Origin of the sequence: Actinoplanes sp. NPDC048988 (genome assembly GCF_043197815.1) — a bacterium.
Taxonomy (GTDB): domain Bacteria; phylum Actinomycetota; class Actinomycetes; order Mycobacteriales; family Micromonosporaceae; genus Actinoplanes.
On record NZ_JBICTW010000007.1, the window covers coordinates 293,300 to 306,990 of the forward strand.

General features: G+C 72.5%; 13 protein-coding genes and 1 riboswitch. Of the genes, 11 read left to right on the plus strand and 2 right to left on the minus strand.

The genetic code is table 11. The annotated features are described in order from the left end of the window. The first annotated feature begins 2 nt into the window (after positions 1–2). From ACGFJ7_RS24240 to ACGFJ7_RS24265, 6 genes are all read left to right on the plus strand, one after another. Entirely contained in the window at positions 3–1,577 is a 1,575-nt protein-coding gene (locus ACGFJ7_RS24240; RefSeq protein ID WP_360249917.1) for a gluconokinase, read from the plus strand. A 44-nt stretch (positions 1,578–1,621) separates the two neighbouring features. Beyond that, positions 1,622–1,744, plus strand: a riboswitch (cobalamin riboswitch). Positions 1,745–1,773: 29 nt separating this feature from the next. After that, on the plus strand, positions 1,774–3,843 hold the full coding sequence (locus ACGFJ7_RS24245) for a VWA domain-containing protein (RefSeq protein ID WP_392643906.1): 2,070 nt from the start codon (positions 1,774–1,776) through the stop codon (positions 3,841–3,843). A gap of 229 nt (positions 3,844–4,072) precedes the next feature. Further along, positions 4,073–4,672, plus strand: a complete 600-nt coding sequence (gene cobO, locus ACGFJ7_RS24250) for a cob(I)yrinic acid a,c-diamide adenosyltransferase (RefSeq protein WP_392643908.1) — start codon at positions 4,073–4,075, stop codon at positions 4,670–4,672. Continuing rightward, complete coding sequence (locus ACGFJ7_RS24255) at positions 4,666–6,018, plus strand: cobyrinate a,c-diamide synthase (protein ID WP_360249908.1); 1,353 nt, start codon at positions 4,666–4,668, stop codon at positions 6,016–6,018. The genes cobO and ACGFJ7_RS24255 overlap by 7 nt, the downstream gene beginning before the upstream one ends. A 1-nt stretch (position 6,019) precedes the next feature. After that, positions 6,020–6,406 carry a cobalamin biosynthesis protein gene (locus tag ACGFJ7_RS24260; RefSeq protein WP_360249905.1) on the plus strand — a complete coding sequence of 129 codons (387 nt, stop codon included), beginning with the start codon at positions 6,020–6,022 and terminating at the stop codon, positions 6,404–6,406. 154 nt (positions 6,407–6,560) lie between these two features. Continuing rightward, a complete protein-coding gene (locus tag ACGFJ7_RS24265) occupies positions 6,561–7,214 on the plus strand; it encodes a hypothetical protein (protein ID WP_392643911.1) in 654 nt (217 codons plus the stop codon). Positions 7,215–7,233: 19 nt separating this feature from the next. On the opposite strand, the gene ACGFJ7_RS24270 is transcribed toward ACGFJ7_RS24265, so the two are convergent. Continuing rightward, positions 7,234–8,094, minus strand: a complete 861-nt coding sequence (locus ACGFJ7_RS24270) for a PhzF family phenazine biosynthesis protein (RefSeq protein WP_360249899.1) — start codon at positions 8,092–8,094, stop codon at positions 7,234–7,236. A 205-nt stretch (positions 8,095–8,299) separates the two neighbouring features. Here ACGFJ7_RS24270 and ACGFJ7_RS24275 point away from each other — a divergent pair, with 205 nt between their 5' ends. Genes ACGFJ7_RS24275 through ACGFJ7_RS24285 form a run of 3 tightly spaced genes read left to right on the plus strand, consistent with a single transcriptional unit; the run spans position 8,300 to position 10,765 of the window. After that, on the plus strand, positions 8,300–9,121 hold the full coding sequence (locus ACGFJ7_RS24275) for an alpha/beta hydrolase fold domain-containing protein (protein WP_392643913.1): 822 nt from the start codon (positions 8,300–8,302) through the stop codon (positions 9,119–9,121). Next, positions 9,094–10,044 (plus strand): sigma-70 family RNA polymerase sigma factor, encoded by a 951-nt coding sequence (locus ACGFJ7_RS24280; protein ID WP_392643915.1) that lies wholly within the window; start codon positions 9,094–9,096, stop codon positions 10,042–10,044. Before ACGFJ7_RS24275 ends, ACGFJ7_RS24280 begins: the two co-directional genes overlap by 28 nt. Continuing rightward, positions 9,974–10,765, plus strand: a complete 792-nt coding sequence (locus tag ACGFJ7_RS24285) for a DUF72 domain-containing protein (RefSeq protein WP_360249890.1) — start codon at positions 9,974–9,976, stop codon at positions 10,763–10,765. The genes ACGFJ7_RS24280 and ACGFJ7_RS24285 overlap by 71 nt, the downstream gene beginning before the upstream one ends. On the opposite strand, the gene ctaD is transcribed toward ACGFJ7_RS24285, so the two are convergent. Further along, on the minus strand, positions 10,762–12,507 hold the full coding sequence (gene ctaD, locus ACGFJ7_RS24290; protein ID WP_360249887.1) for a cytochrome c oxidase subunit I: 1,746 nt from the start codon (positions 12,505–12,507) through the stop codon (positions 10,762–10,764). The genes ACGFJ7_RS24285 and ctaD overlap by 4 nt on opposite strands. Before the next feature lie 82 nt (positions 12,508–12,589). On the opposite strand from ctaD, the gene ACGFJ7_RS24295 reads away from it, so the two are divergent. Together ACGFJ7_RS24295 and ACGFJ7_RS24300 are read left to right on the plus strand one after the other, a co-directional pair. After that, positions 12,590–12,841: a DUF3040 domain-containing protein gene (locus tag ACGFJ7_RS24295; protein WP_360249884.1), complete on the plus strand. Its 252-nt coding sequence runs from the start codon at positions 12,590–12,592 to the stop codon at positions 12,839–12,841. Positions 12,842–13,070: 229 nt separating this feature from the next. Beyond that, on the plus strand, positions 13,071–13,541 hold the full coding sequence (locus tag ACGFJ7_RS24300; protein ID WP_392643918.1) for a GNAT family N-acetyltransferase: 471 nt from the start codon (positions 13,071–13,073) through the stop codon (positions 13,539–13,541). Positions 13,542–13,691: the final 150 nt, after the last annotated feature.

Sequence of the window (13,691 nt, forward strand, 5' to 3'; positions counted from 1 at the left end):
GCATGGACGTCGTGATCGGGATCGACACCGGGACCACCGCGACGAAAGGGGTGGCGGCCGGGCCCGACGGGCAGTTGCGCGCGCTGGTCAGCGTTCACTATCCGCTCTCCGTGCCGGGACCCGGGCGCGCCGAGCTCGACCCGGCCCAGCTGCGCGACGCGGCCGTCAAAGCGCTGATCGACGTCGCCGCCGCCTGCCACGAGCAGGGCGACCGGGTCATCGCGGTCGGCCTCAGCGCGTTCCTGCACGCCCTCGTGCCCATGGACGGCGCCGGCGCGCCGCTCGGCCCCCTGGTCACCTGGGCCGACGGCCGGGCCGGCAAGCAGTGCGACGAGATCATCGAGGCCGGGCTCGGCAAGAAGCTCCAGGGGCGTACGGGCACGCCCGTGCACCCGATGTCGCCGCTGACGAAACTGGCCTGGTGGCGCGAGAACGACCCGGAGACGCTGCGGTCCACGCCGCGCTGGGGCGGGGTCAAGGAGCTGGTGCTGGCGGCGGTGGCCGACGAGCCGTTCCTGCTCGACCTGTCGGTCGCGTCCGGCACGGGGCTGTACGACATCCACGAGCGCCGGTGGGATCCCGAGGCGCTGGAGATCGGCGGCGTCCGGGCCGAGCAGCTGGCCGAGGTGGTCAGCACCACGCGGCGGCTGCGCCTGAACGCCGGCGTCGCCCGCGCGGCCGGCCTCGACCCGGCCACCCCGCTCATCATCGGCGCCGCCGACGGGCCGCTGGCCAACCTCGGCGTCGGCGCCACCCCGGCCGGGGTCGCGGCGATCTCGCTGGGCACCAGCGGCGCCCTGCGCACGGTGGTCGACCGGCCCACGGCCGACAAGGCGGGGCGGCTGTTCTGCTACGCGCTCACCGACGACCGGTGGGTGATCGGCGGCGCGGTGAACAACGCCGGATCGGTCGTGCGCTGGGCCGGCGAGAGCTTCGCGGGCGGGTTCGAGCGCCCCGGCGCCGAGGGCGAGGACGCCGACGAGCGCGACGCCGCCCTGCTCATCGAGGCCCAGGGGGTCGTTCCGGGCAGCGACGGGCTGCTCTGCCTGCCGTACCTGCTGGGGGAGCGGGCGCCGTGGTGGCGGTCCGGCCTGCGCGGGGCCTACCTCGGCCTGCGGCGCGAACACGGCCGGGCCCACCTGGTGCGCTCGGCCGTCGAGGGGGTCTGCCAGCAGCTGGCGCTGGTGCGGGACTCGTTCACGGCCGAGGGCATCGCGGTCACTGAGGTGCGGGCCACCGGCGGGGCGGTCGCCTCCGACCTGTGGGTGGGTGTGCTCGCGGCCGCGCTCGACCTGCCGGTGTCGGTGGCCGACACCCCCGAGGGCACCGCCCTCGGAGCGTGCCTGCTGGCCCGGCACGCGCTGGGTGAGCTGCCCGACCTCGACCACGCGGCCGCGCTCGTCCCGATCGGCGAGCCGACAGTGCCCGACCCGGAGAACGCGGAACTCTACGCCCGGCTGCGGCCGCTGATCGAGACGTCGGCCCTGGCCGTGCTCGACGTGGTCAAGGAACTCGACAAGCTGGCGCCCCAGCCGATCCCGGACACCGAAAAAGCGGTGAGCGACACCCCGCGTTGACGGCGCGGTGAGCCGTAGGAAAGCATGGCCCACGAGCGGTAGCGGAGGAACCCGGTGGAAATCCGGGACGGTCCCGCCACTGTGACCGGGGAGCGATCCGCCGAGAAGCCACGGCCGGCCAGGCCGGAAGGCGTGCGGGGAGCGCTGATCCGGGAGTCAGGAGACTCCGGCCGCTCGTGTCACTCATCGTGCGGGCGTGGACACCCGCACAGAAGGGATCCGCGTGACGCCGTACCCGTTCTCGGCCGTTGTCGGCCTGGCCGACCTGCGCCTGGCCCTGCTGCTCACCGCCGTTTCCCCCGCCGTCGGCGGGGTGCTGGTCCGGGGAGAGAAGGGCACCGCCAAGAGCACGATCGTGCGGGCCCTGGCCGCCCTGCTGCCGGACGTCGCCGTCGTGCGCGGCTGCCGGTTCGCCTGCGACCCGGCGGCGCCCGACCCCGCATGCCCCGACGGGCCGCACGCGCCGGACAGCCCCCACTTCCGCCGGCCGGCGACGCTGGTCGAACTGCCGGTCGGAGCCACCGAAGACCGCGTCGTGGGCACGCTCGACATTCAGCGCGCGCTCGCCGACGGGGTCAAGGCGTACGAGCCCGGGCTGCTCGCCGCGGCGCATCGCGGGGTCCTCTACGTCGACGAGGTCAACCTGCTTCCCGACCACCTGGTCGACCTGCTGCTCGACGCGGCGGCGATGGGCCGGGCCCACGTCGAGCGCGACGGGGTCTCGGTCAAGCACGCGGCCCGGTTCCTGCTGGTCGGCACCATGAACCCGGAGGAGGGCGAGCCGCGCCCGCAGCTGGTCGACCGGTTCGGCCTGGTGGTGACGGTGGCGGCGCCCCGCGACGCCACCGACCGGGCCGAGGTGGTGCGGCGGCGCCTGGCCTACGAGGCCGGCCCCGACGCGTTCGCGGCCCGCTTCGCCGGCGACGAGCGGGAGCTGGCGGCCCGGATCGCGGCCGCCCGCGAACGGCTGCCCCGGGTGGCACTGCCCGACCACGAGCTCGACCGGATCGCCCGGGTCTGCCTGGCCTACGGCGTCGACGGGATGCGCGCCGACATCGTGGTGGCCCGCTGCGCGGTCGCCCTGGCCGCCTGGCACGGCCGCGACGTGGTCACCGCCGACGACGTCCGGGACGCGGCCCGGCTCGCCCTGCCGCACCGCCGCCGGCGCGACCCGCTCGACCCGCCGGGGACCGACGAGGAGAAGCTCGCCGAGGCCCTGGCCGAAGCCGACGCCCAGCAGCAGGAGGCCGAGCGCGAGGCTCCACCGCGGCCCGGCGGCGCCACGGACACCGGCTCCGGTGACGACACGGACCCGGAGGACGACCCGCCTTCACCGGGCGGCGGGCCCGGCGGCGGAGGCCCGGGTCCCGACGACCGTGGCCCGGCGCCCCGGCCGAACGGCGGCGGCGACAGCCCGGCCGATCACGGCCCCGGCCAGGAACAGGCTTCGAAGCCGCCGGCCGGCGGCCAGGAACAGCCCTCCCCGGCGGCGGCCGCGCCCGCCGGCGCCGCCTACCGCACCCGGAACCTGAGCATCGCCCGGCGCGGCGTCGGCGGCCACGCCGGAAAGCGCTCCCCGGCCTACGCCCGGCGCGGGCGGGTGGTCGGCTCGCGGGTGCCTCAGGGCAAGCTCGCCGGCGCTCCCCACCTGCCCGCCACGCTGCGCGCGGCCCTCCACCGGCGCGGCCGGGACGCGCGGACCGGCAGCGTGGTTCATCCCCGGGATCTGCGCGAGGCGGTACACGTCGGGCGGGAAGCCAACCTTGTGCTCTTCGTGGTGGACGCCTCCGGGTCGATGGCGGCCCGCAAGCGCATGACGATTGTCAAGACTGCTGTGCTCTCGCTGCTGCGGGACGCCTACCAGCGGCGGGACCGGATCGGGATGATCACGTTCCGGGGGCACGAGGCCGAGCGGGTGCTGCCGCCCACGTCCAGCCACGAGGTCGGCGTCATGCGGCTGGCCAGTCTGCGGACCGGGGGGCGTACGCCGCTGGCCGCCGGGCTGCGTTCCGCCGCGGCCACCATCGCCACCGAGCGCCGCCGCGATCCGCGCCGGCGGCCGCTGCTGATCGTCGTCACCGACGGGCGCGCCACCAGCGGGCCCGACCCGGTCACGGTCGCGCCCGCGCTGGCCGGCGTGTCCACGGTGGTCGTCGACTGCGAGACCGGGCCGATCCGGCTCAACCTGGCCGGGCGGCTGGCCACGGCGCTCGGCGCCGACCTCATGCCGTTGGAGGCGCTGGAGATGAGGGGCGCGGCAGCTTGACCTCGCCGGCCGCGACCGGGTGGTGGACAGCCGTCGAGACGCCGGGCGGTTCCGGTCACGCCGAGCGTGCCCGCGCCGCCGACGGCCGTGCCGGAGGAAGCCGCCGGCAGCCGGAAGGTGCGCGGGCCGGGAGAGCGGACGACCCGCCTGGCGTGCGGGTCGTGCGGGAGGGTTGCGGGCGTGGCCCGGTCGGTGCCAGTGACGCGTACGGGAAAGGAAGTGGGGTCTGATGCCGCAAGGGAAAGTGGCCAGCGTGCCCGATGACGGGCTGACGACGCGGCAGCGGCGGCGGCAGGCTGTGCTCGCTGTGCACACGGGGCACGGCAAAGGCAAGTCGACGGCGGCGTTCGGGATGGCGCTTCGGGCCTGGAGTGCCGGGTGGCCCGTGGGGGTGTTCCAGTTCGTCAAGTCGGAGAAGTGGCGGGTCGGTGAGGAATCCGCGCTCAAGGCGCTCGGCGCCACCGGCGGGGCGCCCGTGATCTGGCACAAGATGGGTGAAGGGTGGTCGTGGATCCAGCGGGCCGGATCCGAGCGCGACCACGCGGCCGAGGCGGCCGAAGGGTGGGCGCAGATCAAACGGGACCTGGCGGCGGAGACGCACAAGTTCTATGTGCTCGACGAGTTCACGTACCCGCTGAAGTGGGGTTGGGTCGACGTGGACGACGTCGTGGCGACCCTGAACGAGCGGCCCGGCACCCAGCACGTGGTGATCACCGGGCGGGACGCGCCGCAGGCGCTGCTGGACGCGGCCGACCTGGTCACCGAGATGACGAAGGTCAAGCATCCGATGGACGCGGGCCGCAAAGGACAGCAGGGCATCGAATGGTGAGCATTCCCCGCGTCGTCATCGGCGCGCCGGCCTCGGGACACGGCAAGACCACTGTGGCGACCGGGCTGCTGGCGGCGTTCGCGCGGCGCGGTGTGCCGGTGGCGCCGTTCAAGGTCGGGCCCGACTACATCGACCCCGGTTATCACGCGCTGGCCGCCGGCCGGCCGGGACGCAACCTCGACCCGGTGCTGGTGGGGGAGGACCTGATCGGGCCGCTGTTCGCGCACGGCAGCCAGGGCGCGTCGCTCGCGGTCGTCGAGGGCGTGATGGGCCTGTACGACGGGCGGACCGGTGCCGGCGAGACCGGCTCGACCGCCCAGGTGGCCCAGTTGCTCGAGGCGCCCGTGATCCTGGTCGTCGACGCGGCCGCCCAGGGCCGGTCGATCGCCGCGCTCGTGCACGGTTTCCGCAGCTTCGGCACCGTACGGCTGGCCGGGGTGATCCTCAACCGGGTCGGCTCCGACCGGCACGAGTCGATCCTGCGTGAGGCCTGCGAAGAGGTGGGCACGCCGGTGCTGGGCGCGCTGCGCCGGGCCGACGCGGTCGCCGCGCCGTCCCGCCACCTCGGCCTGGTGCCGGCGGCCGAGCGGCGGGCCGAGGCGCGGGCCTCGGTCGACGCGCTCGCCTCGCTGGTCGCCGCCTCGGTCGACCTGGACGAGGTGGCGGCGATCGCCGCCTCGGCGCCGCCGCTCGCGGTGCGGCCGTGGGATCCGGCGTCGGCTTCGCCCTCCGCCGGCCGTCCGGTGGTCGCGCTTGCGGGTGGTCCGGCATTCTCGTTCGCGTACGCCGAGACGGCCGAACTGCTGGCCGGGGCGGGCGCCGAGGTGGTGACGGTGGACCCCCTGCGGGACGAGAAGCTGCCGGCGGGCACGCGGGCGCTGGTCGTCGGGGGCGGCTTCCCCGAGGTGTACGCGGCGGAGCTGTCGGCCAACGAACCGCTGCGCGCCGAAGTGCGGGCCCTGGCCGACGGCGGCGGCTCGATCGTGGCCGAATGCGCGGGCCTGCTGTGGTTGTGCCGCAGCCTCGACGGCGCCGACATGTGCGGGGTGATCGACGCCGAGGCGGCCATGACGCCGTCGCTGACGTTGGGCTACCGCGACGCGGTGGCGCTGGCCGACAGCCCGCTCGCCCCGGCCGGGACCCGAGTCACCGGGCACGAGTTCCACCGTACGGCCGTGCACCCCCGCTCGGGTCTGCTGCTGTCCCCGGCCGGCGGCGCGGCCTGGCAGTGGCGCGGCGCCGACCCCGAGGGTTTCGCCACCCCGTCGGTGCACGCGTCCTACCTGCACCTGCACTGGGCGGGCCACCGCGGCATCGCCGAACGCCTCGTCGGCTCCCTCACCTAGCGTGCCGGGCGACCTGGTCCTCGGCCTCGGCGCCCGCCGCGGCGCCGGCCCGGCCGCCCTCCGCGCCGCCGTCGATGAGGTGCTGACGGCGGCCGGGCTCGCCGTCGCCGCCATCGGCACCCTGGCGACCGTGGACCGGCGGGCCGCTGACCCGGCAGTACGAGACCTGGCTTCCGCCCGCGGCTGGCGTCTGGCCGGGCTGCCAGCGGCCGAGTTGGCGCGCCGGCCCGTACCCCATCCGAGCTGGACCGTGGCATCGGCCGTGGGAACCCCGAGCGTCGCCGAGGCGGCGGCGCTGTGCGCCGCCGGCCCGGACAGCGTCCTGCTCGTGCCCAAGACGGTCGTCGCGTCGGTCACCGTCGCCATCGCCCGGCCGAGCGCGACGTAGCCGATAGCCCTCACGATGACGTCCGTTCAGGCCTGTCCGTTCGTGTCGGCGACCGGTCGGATCTGGTCCTGGGGTGCGCGACCGGTCGGATCTGGTTCGGATGAGGCGCCATGCGTGAGGGGGAGCGGGTGTAGTCGAGCTCTTCCTCGCGCAGATGTGTCCGTTCCTGCCGACGCTCATCGGGGTCGTGCTCTATCTGGCCGGAACCCGTCTCGTAGGCCCCACCCACCGGCGGGCGGTCGCGGTCTCGGCCGTCGTTCTCGGGGCGCTGCTTCGGCCTTTCGTACCGATGACCTACGCGACCGTGCAGCTTCTCCTGCTCGCGGTCGTCGTGTTGGCGGCCACGGCCTGCCGTCCCTTGTGGTTCGTCGCGGCGTTGATCGGCGCTGTTCTCGTCACGGTCGGCGCCGTGGCGCAGATGCGCGAGCTCCGGGAGGTAGCACAGAGCTACGCCTTGTACGGGCTTCCTCGCGAGGTCGCCGTGCAGGTCGGCGGCGAGGTCACGATTTACTACCTCGTCGCGGTGGACGACCAGACCATCACGGCCATCACCGTGAATCCGGCCGCGGTCTGCGGCTTCCGGGCCGAGGGCACGTCCGTCCGGCTCGCCTGTCAGCACCACAGCCGAGGGGCATCGCGCAGCCTGATCAGCGTGGTCCTGCCCTATCGCGGTGGCACCGCCTGGTGCGGGGACCTCGCCGCCTGCCTGCGCGCGGAGCCGGCCCCGGCCGAGCGCGGCGGCAAGGCGGTGGTCGAACGGTGCCGGAAAGCCGCGACCGTGGCACCGTCGACCGCAGAGGATCGTTGACCGCCGCGGCAGGTGATCCTCAGGTCAGGCGCAGCTCGCCCTGAGCGACGATCAGGCCGGAGCCCGACAGCCGGACCCGGTCGCCGTCCACGTCGACCCGGATGCGGCTGGGCCGCCCCAGGTGGTGGCCCTGCTCGATGAAGACGGGCGACGCGTGCCCCGACCGCACGAGAGCGGCGGCGAGCGGACCCGCGGCCGTGCCCGTCGCCGGGTCTTCGGCTATGCCTACGGTGGGGTTGAAGAAGCGGGTGTACGCGGCGGCGTCGTCCCCCTCGGTGGTGTAGAGATAGCAGCCCTCGCCACCCGCCTCGGCCAGGATCGCGGCGAGGTCCCGGTCGTGCGCCACGGCCGCGTCGACAGCCTCCCGGGAGACGATCGGGACGAGCAGGTGCCCGACGCCCGTTGACACCACCTGCGCGGGGAAGACCTGCTCCTTGGCGAGGCCGAGTGCGCCGGCCAGCCGTGGGGTGTCGGTGAAATCCTTGCCGTACGAAGGGGAGCCCTGATCCATGACGATGCGATTGCGCCCAGCGGCCTCGCGAAGGATCTCCACGGCGAGCACCTCGCCGCCGATCCGCTGGCGCATCGTCACGGCCGGCTGGTCGCCGGTGAGCCCCTGGCCGGCCAGCCACAGCCATGCGCCGAGAGCGTTGTGCCCGGCGCCGTCGACCTCGGCCCCGGCCGGGGTGAACGAGCGCAGCCGCCAGTCGGCGCCGTCCTCGCCGGGCCGCAGCAGGAACGTCGTCTCGGACTGGTTGAATTCCCGGGCGATGGCCCGCATCTGTGGCACGGTGAGGTCGTCCGCGTCGGGAACCAGCGCCAGCGGGTTGCCGGTCAGCGGACGGTCCGCGAACACATCAACGAAGTAGAAGCGAATCATGGCCATCATTATCGACGTCTGCCCTCGAGCGGGGACGAATGCTTCGTGACGCCCAAGGCTGACGTCCGGTTGCGCCTGCGGCGCGCGGACGACGGGGCCGTCGCCACCATCCGCCGGGCACCGATCCGGCCCAGGTGAGCGTCCACTCCATATGCTCAGCTTCCACGACCGATTCCTTTGCGGCGGATCCGCGGTCGGTACTCACATGAATGCCATCAAGGACATGTACGCCCGCTGGGCCGCCGGGGACATGGGCGTGGACGACCAGTGGGGCGACGTGACGGCCGAGCCGCGCGGCCTCGACTACGCGGAGGTGTCGGCGGGCGGCGTACCGGCGATGTGGTTGAGCCCGCACGGCGCCGACCAGGACCGGGTGATCGTCGCCCTGCACGGGGGCGGGTTCGTGGGCGGGTCGCTCTACACGCACCGCAAGATGTACGGGCACCTGGCCAAGGCCGCCGGTGTGCGGGTGCTGCTCGCCACCTACCGGCTGGCCCCGGCGTACCGGTTTCCGGCCCAGGTCGAGGACGCGGTCACGGCCTACCGCTGGGCGGCGGGGCACGCGGACACGGTCGCGCTGGCCGGGGACTCCAGCGGCGGCGGCCTGGCGGTGCAGGTGGCCCGGCGCGAACCGGGTGTGGCCGCGCTTCTGCTGATGTCACCGTGGATCGACATGGATCCGGCGCAGACCGCCACCTCGTACGACGGGAACTCCGATCCTTTCTTCACCCGCACGATGGTCCGGGGGCTCATCGCGCAGTATCTGCCGGCGGGGATGAGCGGCACGGCGCCCGAGGTCAACGCCTTCCACGCCGACCTGAGCAAGCTGCCGCCGGTCTACGTGCAGTGTGGCGGCGACGAGAGCGGGCGGGGTGACAGCGAGCGCCTGGCCCAGCAGACTGGCGCTCGGCTGGACGTCTTCGACGGGCAGCCGCACACGTTCCAGATGGCCGCCGGGCGCGCGCCGGTGGCCGACGAGGCGATCGGGAGGATGGCAGCATGGGTGCGCCCGCGACTGGGACTCTGACCGAGGCCTTCGAAGCCGAACGCCGGGGGTTGCTCGCTCACGCGTACCGGATGCTCGGTGGTTTCCACGACGCCGAGGACATGGTGCAGGAGACCTATGTACGGGCGTGGCGCGGCTGGGCGGCGTTCGAGGGGCGTTCGTCCGTACGGACGTGGCTGTACCGGATCGCCACCAACGTGTGCCTGACCGTGATCGAGGACCGGGCGCGGCGTCCGCCCGTACCGGAAATCGGGCCTTTCCCGACCGATCCGGCCGACCTGGTGACCTCGCGCGAGAGCGTGCGGCTCGCTTTCGTGGCCGGGCTTCGGCACCTTCCGCCGCGGCAACGGGCCGTTCTGCTGCTGCGGGAAGTGCTGGCCTTCTCGGCGGCCGAGACCGGCGAGGCGCTGGGGATGACGGTGCCGGCCGTGAAGAGCGCCCTGCAGCGGGCCCGGGCCCGGCTGGCCGAGGTGGCGCCGGGCCGCGACGACCTGCTGGACGCGTCCTCGCCGCGCGCCCGGGATCTGCTCGCCGCCTACATGGCCGCGTGGGAGGCGTCCGACGCCGACGCTTTCCGGGAGGTGCTGCGGGCGGACGCGGCCATCGATCCGGTGGGCTCGCCGGGCTCGTACGCGGCCGGGCGGGAGGCGTGCCTGGCCTTCGCTGCGCCGGCGATGGGAGCGCCGGGGGAGTGGCGGATGGCGGCGACCGAGGCGAACGGCCAGCCGGCCGTGCTCACGTGGTTCCGCGACGAGCCGTACGGCGTCGCGGTGTTGACCGTCGCCGAGGAGGGAATCGTGGTCGTCACGCTGTTCGCGATAGGTTTCTGCGGTGGATGGGAAGCAAGGTTCGCGGCTGCATGTCGGATGCGCCATGTGGACGCACAAGGCGTGGGAGTTCTCGGCGGGTCCGGAGCGGCTGAAGGCGTACGCCGAATGGTGTGACGCGGTGGAAGGCAACACGACCTTCTACGCGACGCCGAGCCGGGAGACCGTCGCCGGCTGGGCCGGGCAGACGCCGGCGGACTTCCGGTTCGTCCTCAAGCTGCCGAAACCGGTGACCCACGAGAACCGGCTGGCCGGGGGTGAACCCGAACTCCGGCGTTTCCTCCACGCGATCGAGCCGCTCGGGGAGCGGGTCCACGCGTTGTGGGTGCAGCTGCCGGGGTCGTTCGGGCCCGGCGACCTCGACGTGCTCGCGGCGTTTCTGCGGCGGCTGCCCCCGGCGTACGACTACGCGGTCGAAGTCAGGCACCGGGGGTTCTTCGACGACCCGCGGGGGCTCGAGAGCGTCCTGGAGCGGGCGGGCGCCGAGTGGGTGCCGTTCGACACGACGGTGATGTTCGCCAGCCCGCCCACCAGTGACATGGAGCGGGACGCCTGGACGAAGAAGCCGCGGATGCCGCGCCGGACGCGGGCGCTGACCGCGCGGCCGATCGTGCGCTACCTGGGCCGCGACGACACCGCCCGTACGGTCGAGGGCTGGCAGCCGTGGGTGGAGGTCGTCTCGGGGTGGCTGAAGGAGGGCCGCTCGCCGACCTTCTTCATGCACACGCCCGACAACGTCGACGCGCCCGCGCTGGCCCGACGGTTCCACGACGAGGTGCGGCAGCGGACGCCCGGCCTTCAGGCGCTGCCCGAGCCCGTACCCACCACGCTTTTCTAAGCGTCGGGGTCCTCCTGGTAGCGGGCGCCGCCCGACGACTCCTCGGTCAGCGGGCGGGCGCCGCCCTCGGGCGGGCCGGCCACCGACTGGGCGCCCGCCGCGAGCTCGGGGAACTTGGCGTCGAAGGCCGGGCGCTCGGAGCGGATGCGCGGCATCTTGTCGAAGTTGCGCAGCGGCGGCGGGGACGAGGTGGCCCACTCGAGGCTGTTGCCGTGACCCCACGGGTCGTCGACGGTGACGAGCTGCCCCACCTTGTAGGACTTCCAGCAGTTGTAGATGAACGGCAGGGTGGCCAGGCCCAGCACGAACGACCCGATCGTGGAGAACGTGTTCAGGAACGTGAACCCGTCGCTCGGCAGGTAGTCGGCGTAGCGGCGGGGCATGCCCTCGGTGCCCAGCCAGTGCTGGACCAGGAACGTGCTGTGGAAGCCGATGAAGGTCAGCCAGAAGTGGACCTTGCCGAGGCGGTCGTCGAGCATCCGCCCGAACATCTTCGGGAACCAGAAGTAGATGCCGGCGAAGACGGCGAACACGATCGTGCCGAACAGGACGTAGTGGAAGTGTGCGATCACGAAGTACGAGTCGGAGACGTGGAAGTCGATCGGCGGTGACGCCAGCAGCACGCCGGACAGGCCACCGAACAGGAACGTGACCAGGAAGCCGAGGGCGAACATCATCGGCGTCTCGAAGCTGATCTGGCCCCGCCACATCGTGCCGATCCAGACGAAGAACTTCATTCCCGTGGGTACGGCGATGAGGAAGCTCAGCAGGCTGAAGAACGGCAGCAGGACCTGGCCGGTGACGAACATGTGGTGCGCCCACACCGACATCGACAGCGCGGCGATCAGCAGGGTGGCCGAGACCAGCCCCTTGTAGCCGAACACGGGCTTGCGGCTGAAGACCGGGATGACCTCGGTGATGATGCCGAAGAACGGCAGCGCCACGATGTATACCTCGGGGTGGCCGAAGAACCAGAACAGGTGCTGCCACAGCATCGGGCCGTTGGTCTCGATGTCGAAGACGTGGGCGCCGAGGACCCGGTCGGCCATGAGCGCGAACAGCGCGGCGGCCAGGAACGGGAAGACCATGATCACCAGCAGGCTGGTGACCAGGATGTTCCACGTCATGATCGGCATCCGGAACATGGTCATGCCGGGCGCGCGCAGGGTCAGGATCGTAGTGATCATGTTGACGCCGCCGAGGATGGTGCCCAGGCCGGAGAGCGCGAGCCCGACCGCCCACATGTTGCCGCCGATGCCGGGCGAGTGCAGTGAGTCGCTGAGCGGCGTGTAGGCGAACCAGCCGAAGTCGGCCGCGCCGCCCGGCAGGACGAAGCCCGAGATGGTCAGCGTGCCGCCGAACAGGAACAGCCAGTACGCGAAGGCGTTGAGCCGGGGGAACGCCACATCGGGGGCGCCGATCTGGATCGGCACCACGAAGTTGGCGAACGCGAACACGATCGGCGTCGCGAAGAACAGCAGCATGACGGTGCCGTGCATCGTGAACAGCTGGTTGTACTGCTCCGGGGAGAGCAACTGCATGCCCGGCCGGGCCAGCTCGGCCCGCATGATGAGCGCCATCAGGCCGCCCACCAGGAAGAACGCGAAGGCGGTGACCAGATACATGATCCCGATCTGTTTCGCGTCCGTCGTGCGCAGCGTGCGGGCCAGGGCCGAGCCCCGGAAGGTGCGCCGCACCGGGTAGGGCCGGGTGACGATCGGCTTCGGCACGACGGACGTCATGGGGAGTTCCCCCCTCGTGGGATCGATGCTTTGCTCAGAGTAGGACCGCTCACCCCCAGCGGTCCATCGGGATGGTGCATCGATGCTTGACGATCATGACCGTCGTGCCCTGGATGACATCGAACGACACTTGGCGAGCGAGGACCCCGCGCTGAGTGCCCACTTGGCCCCGCCGCGAACGCGGCGATTCCCCACCGTCTTCTTCCTCTGCGCGTGCCTCTACATCTGCGCGCCCATGTCCAAGTTCCTGTTCGGCTGGACCGGCCTCGAGGTCGTCGCCGCCACTTTCGCGATCGCCCTGGCCGCCGTGGCCGTCCACCGCCGACGCCACTGACAACGTCGCTGATCGCACGTTATGGTGCGTCTCATGACCTGCATCTGTCACTGCGCCGCAGCTGGGCGAACCCGCCGCTGCTGAGCGGCGGGCAACCTCCAGCCTTGCTCCGCCGCTTCCAGCGTCCCCGGCCCGTACGTGTCCCGCATGGGCCTTCGCCGTCATGGAACGGAGCACTCGCATGCCCGCACAGTCTCGCGCCACCGAGCCGTCGCCCCAGATTCGGCCGTTGACGCCGGTTGATGTGGAAGCTGTCGTCGACCTGTCTCTCCTGGCCTGGGAGCCGGTCTTCGTCTCGTTCGAGAACGTTCTCGGATTCGCGATCTTCGGCCTCCTGTACCGTCCGGAGTGGCGGATGGCTCAAGCGGTCAGCGTCCGAAGGAACTGTCTCGCGGAAGACGCCGAATCGTTCGTCCGGGCCACGCCCGAGGGCGTTGTGGCCGGTTTCGTGGTTCTCCAGCAGGACAAGGAGCAGTCGCTGGGGGTGATCGAGATGATCGCGGTACACCCGGAGCACCAGCGTCGTGGTCATGGCCGAGCTCTGCTGGAGTTCGCCGTTCAGCGGCTCCGGGATCAAGGGCTCAAGCTCATCAACGTGGGAACGGGCGGCGATCCCGGCCACGCGCCCGCGCGAGCTCTCTATGAGGCAGTCGGGTTCACAGGACTCCCGCTGGTGAACTTTTACATGACAGCTGACTAGCGCAGTAGTACCAGCGACCGTCTCCGTTGCGGCCTGTGCGGAGCCGGGCGGTGATCTGATCGCCCGGCTCCGGGATCGTCGTGGTGATGTGTTTGTCCCGCAACGCCTTCCGGGTTGGACCGCGACGAACAGGGTGTCGGCGGCTTGCCC

Coding starts and splice junctions, on each gene's coding strand:
- ACGFJ7_RS24265 (WP_392643911.1), top strand. CDS start 6,561: ATGTGTCCGTTCCTGCCGACGCTCATCGGGGTCGTGCTCTATCTGGCC.
- ACGFJ7_RS24280 (WP_392643915.1), top strand. CDS start 9,094: ATGGGTGCGCCCGCGACTGGGACTCTGACCGAGGCCTTCGAAGCCGAA.
- ACGFJ7_RS24275 (WP_392643913.1), top strand. CDS start 8,300: ATGAATGCCATCAAGGACATGTACGCCCGCTGGGCCGCCGGGGACATG.
- ctaD (WP_360249887.1), bottom strand. CDS start 12,507: ATGACGTCCGTCGTGCCGAAGCCGATCGTCACCCGGCCCTACCCGGTG.
- ACGFJ7_RS24295 (WP_360249884.1), top strand. CDS start 12,590: ATGCTTGACGATCATGACCGTCGTGCCCTGGATGACATCGAACGACAC.
- ACGFJ7_RS24270 (WP_360249899.1), bottom strand. CDS start 8,094: ATGATTCGCTTCTACTTCGTTGATGTGTTCGCGGACCGTCCGCTGACC.
- ACGFJ7_RS24285 (WP_360249890.1), top strand. CDS start 9,974: ATGTGGACGCACAAGGCGTGGGAGTTCTCGGCGGGTCCGGAGCGGCTG.
- ACGFJ7_RS24255 (WP_360249908.1), top strand. CDS start 4,666: ATGGTGAGCATTCCCCGCGTCGTCATCGGCGCGCCGGCCTCGGGACAC.
- ACGFJ7_RS24240 (WP_360249917.1), top strand. CDS start 3: ATGGACGTCGTGATCGGGATCGACACCGGGACCACCGCGACGAAAGGG.
- cobO (WP_392643908.1), top strand. CDS start 4,073: ATGCCGCAAGGGAAAGTGGCCAGCGTGCCCGATGACGGGCTGACGACG.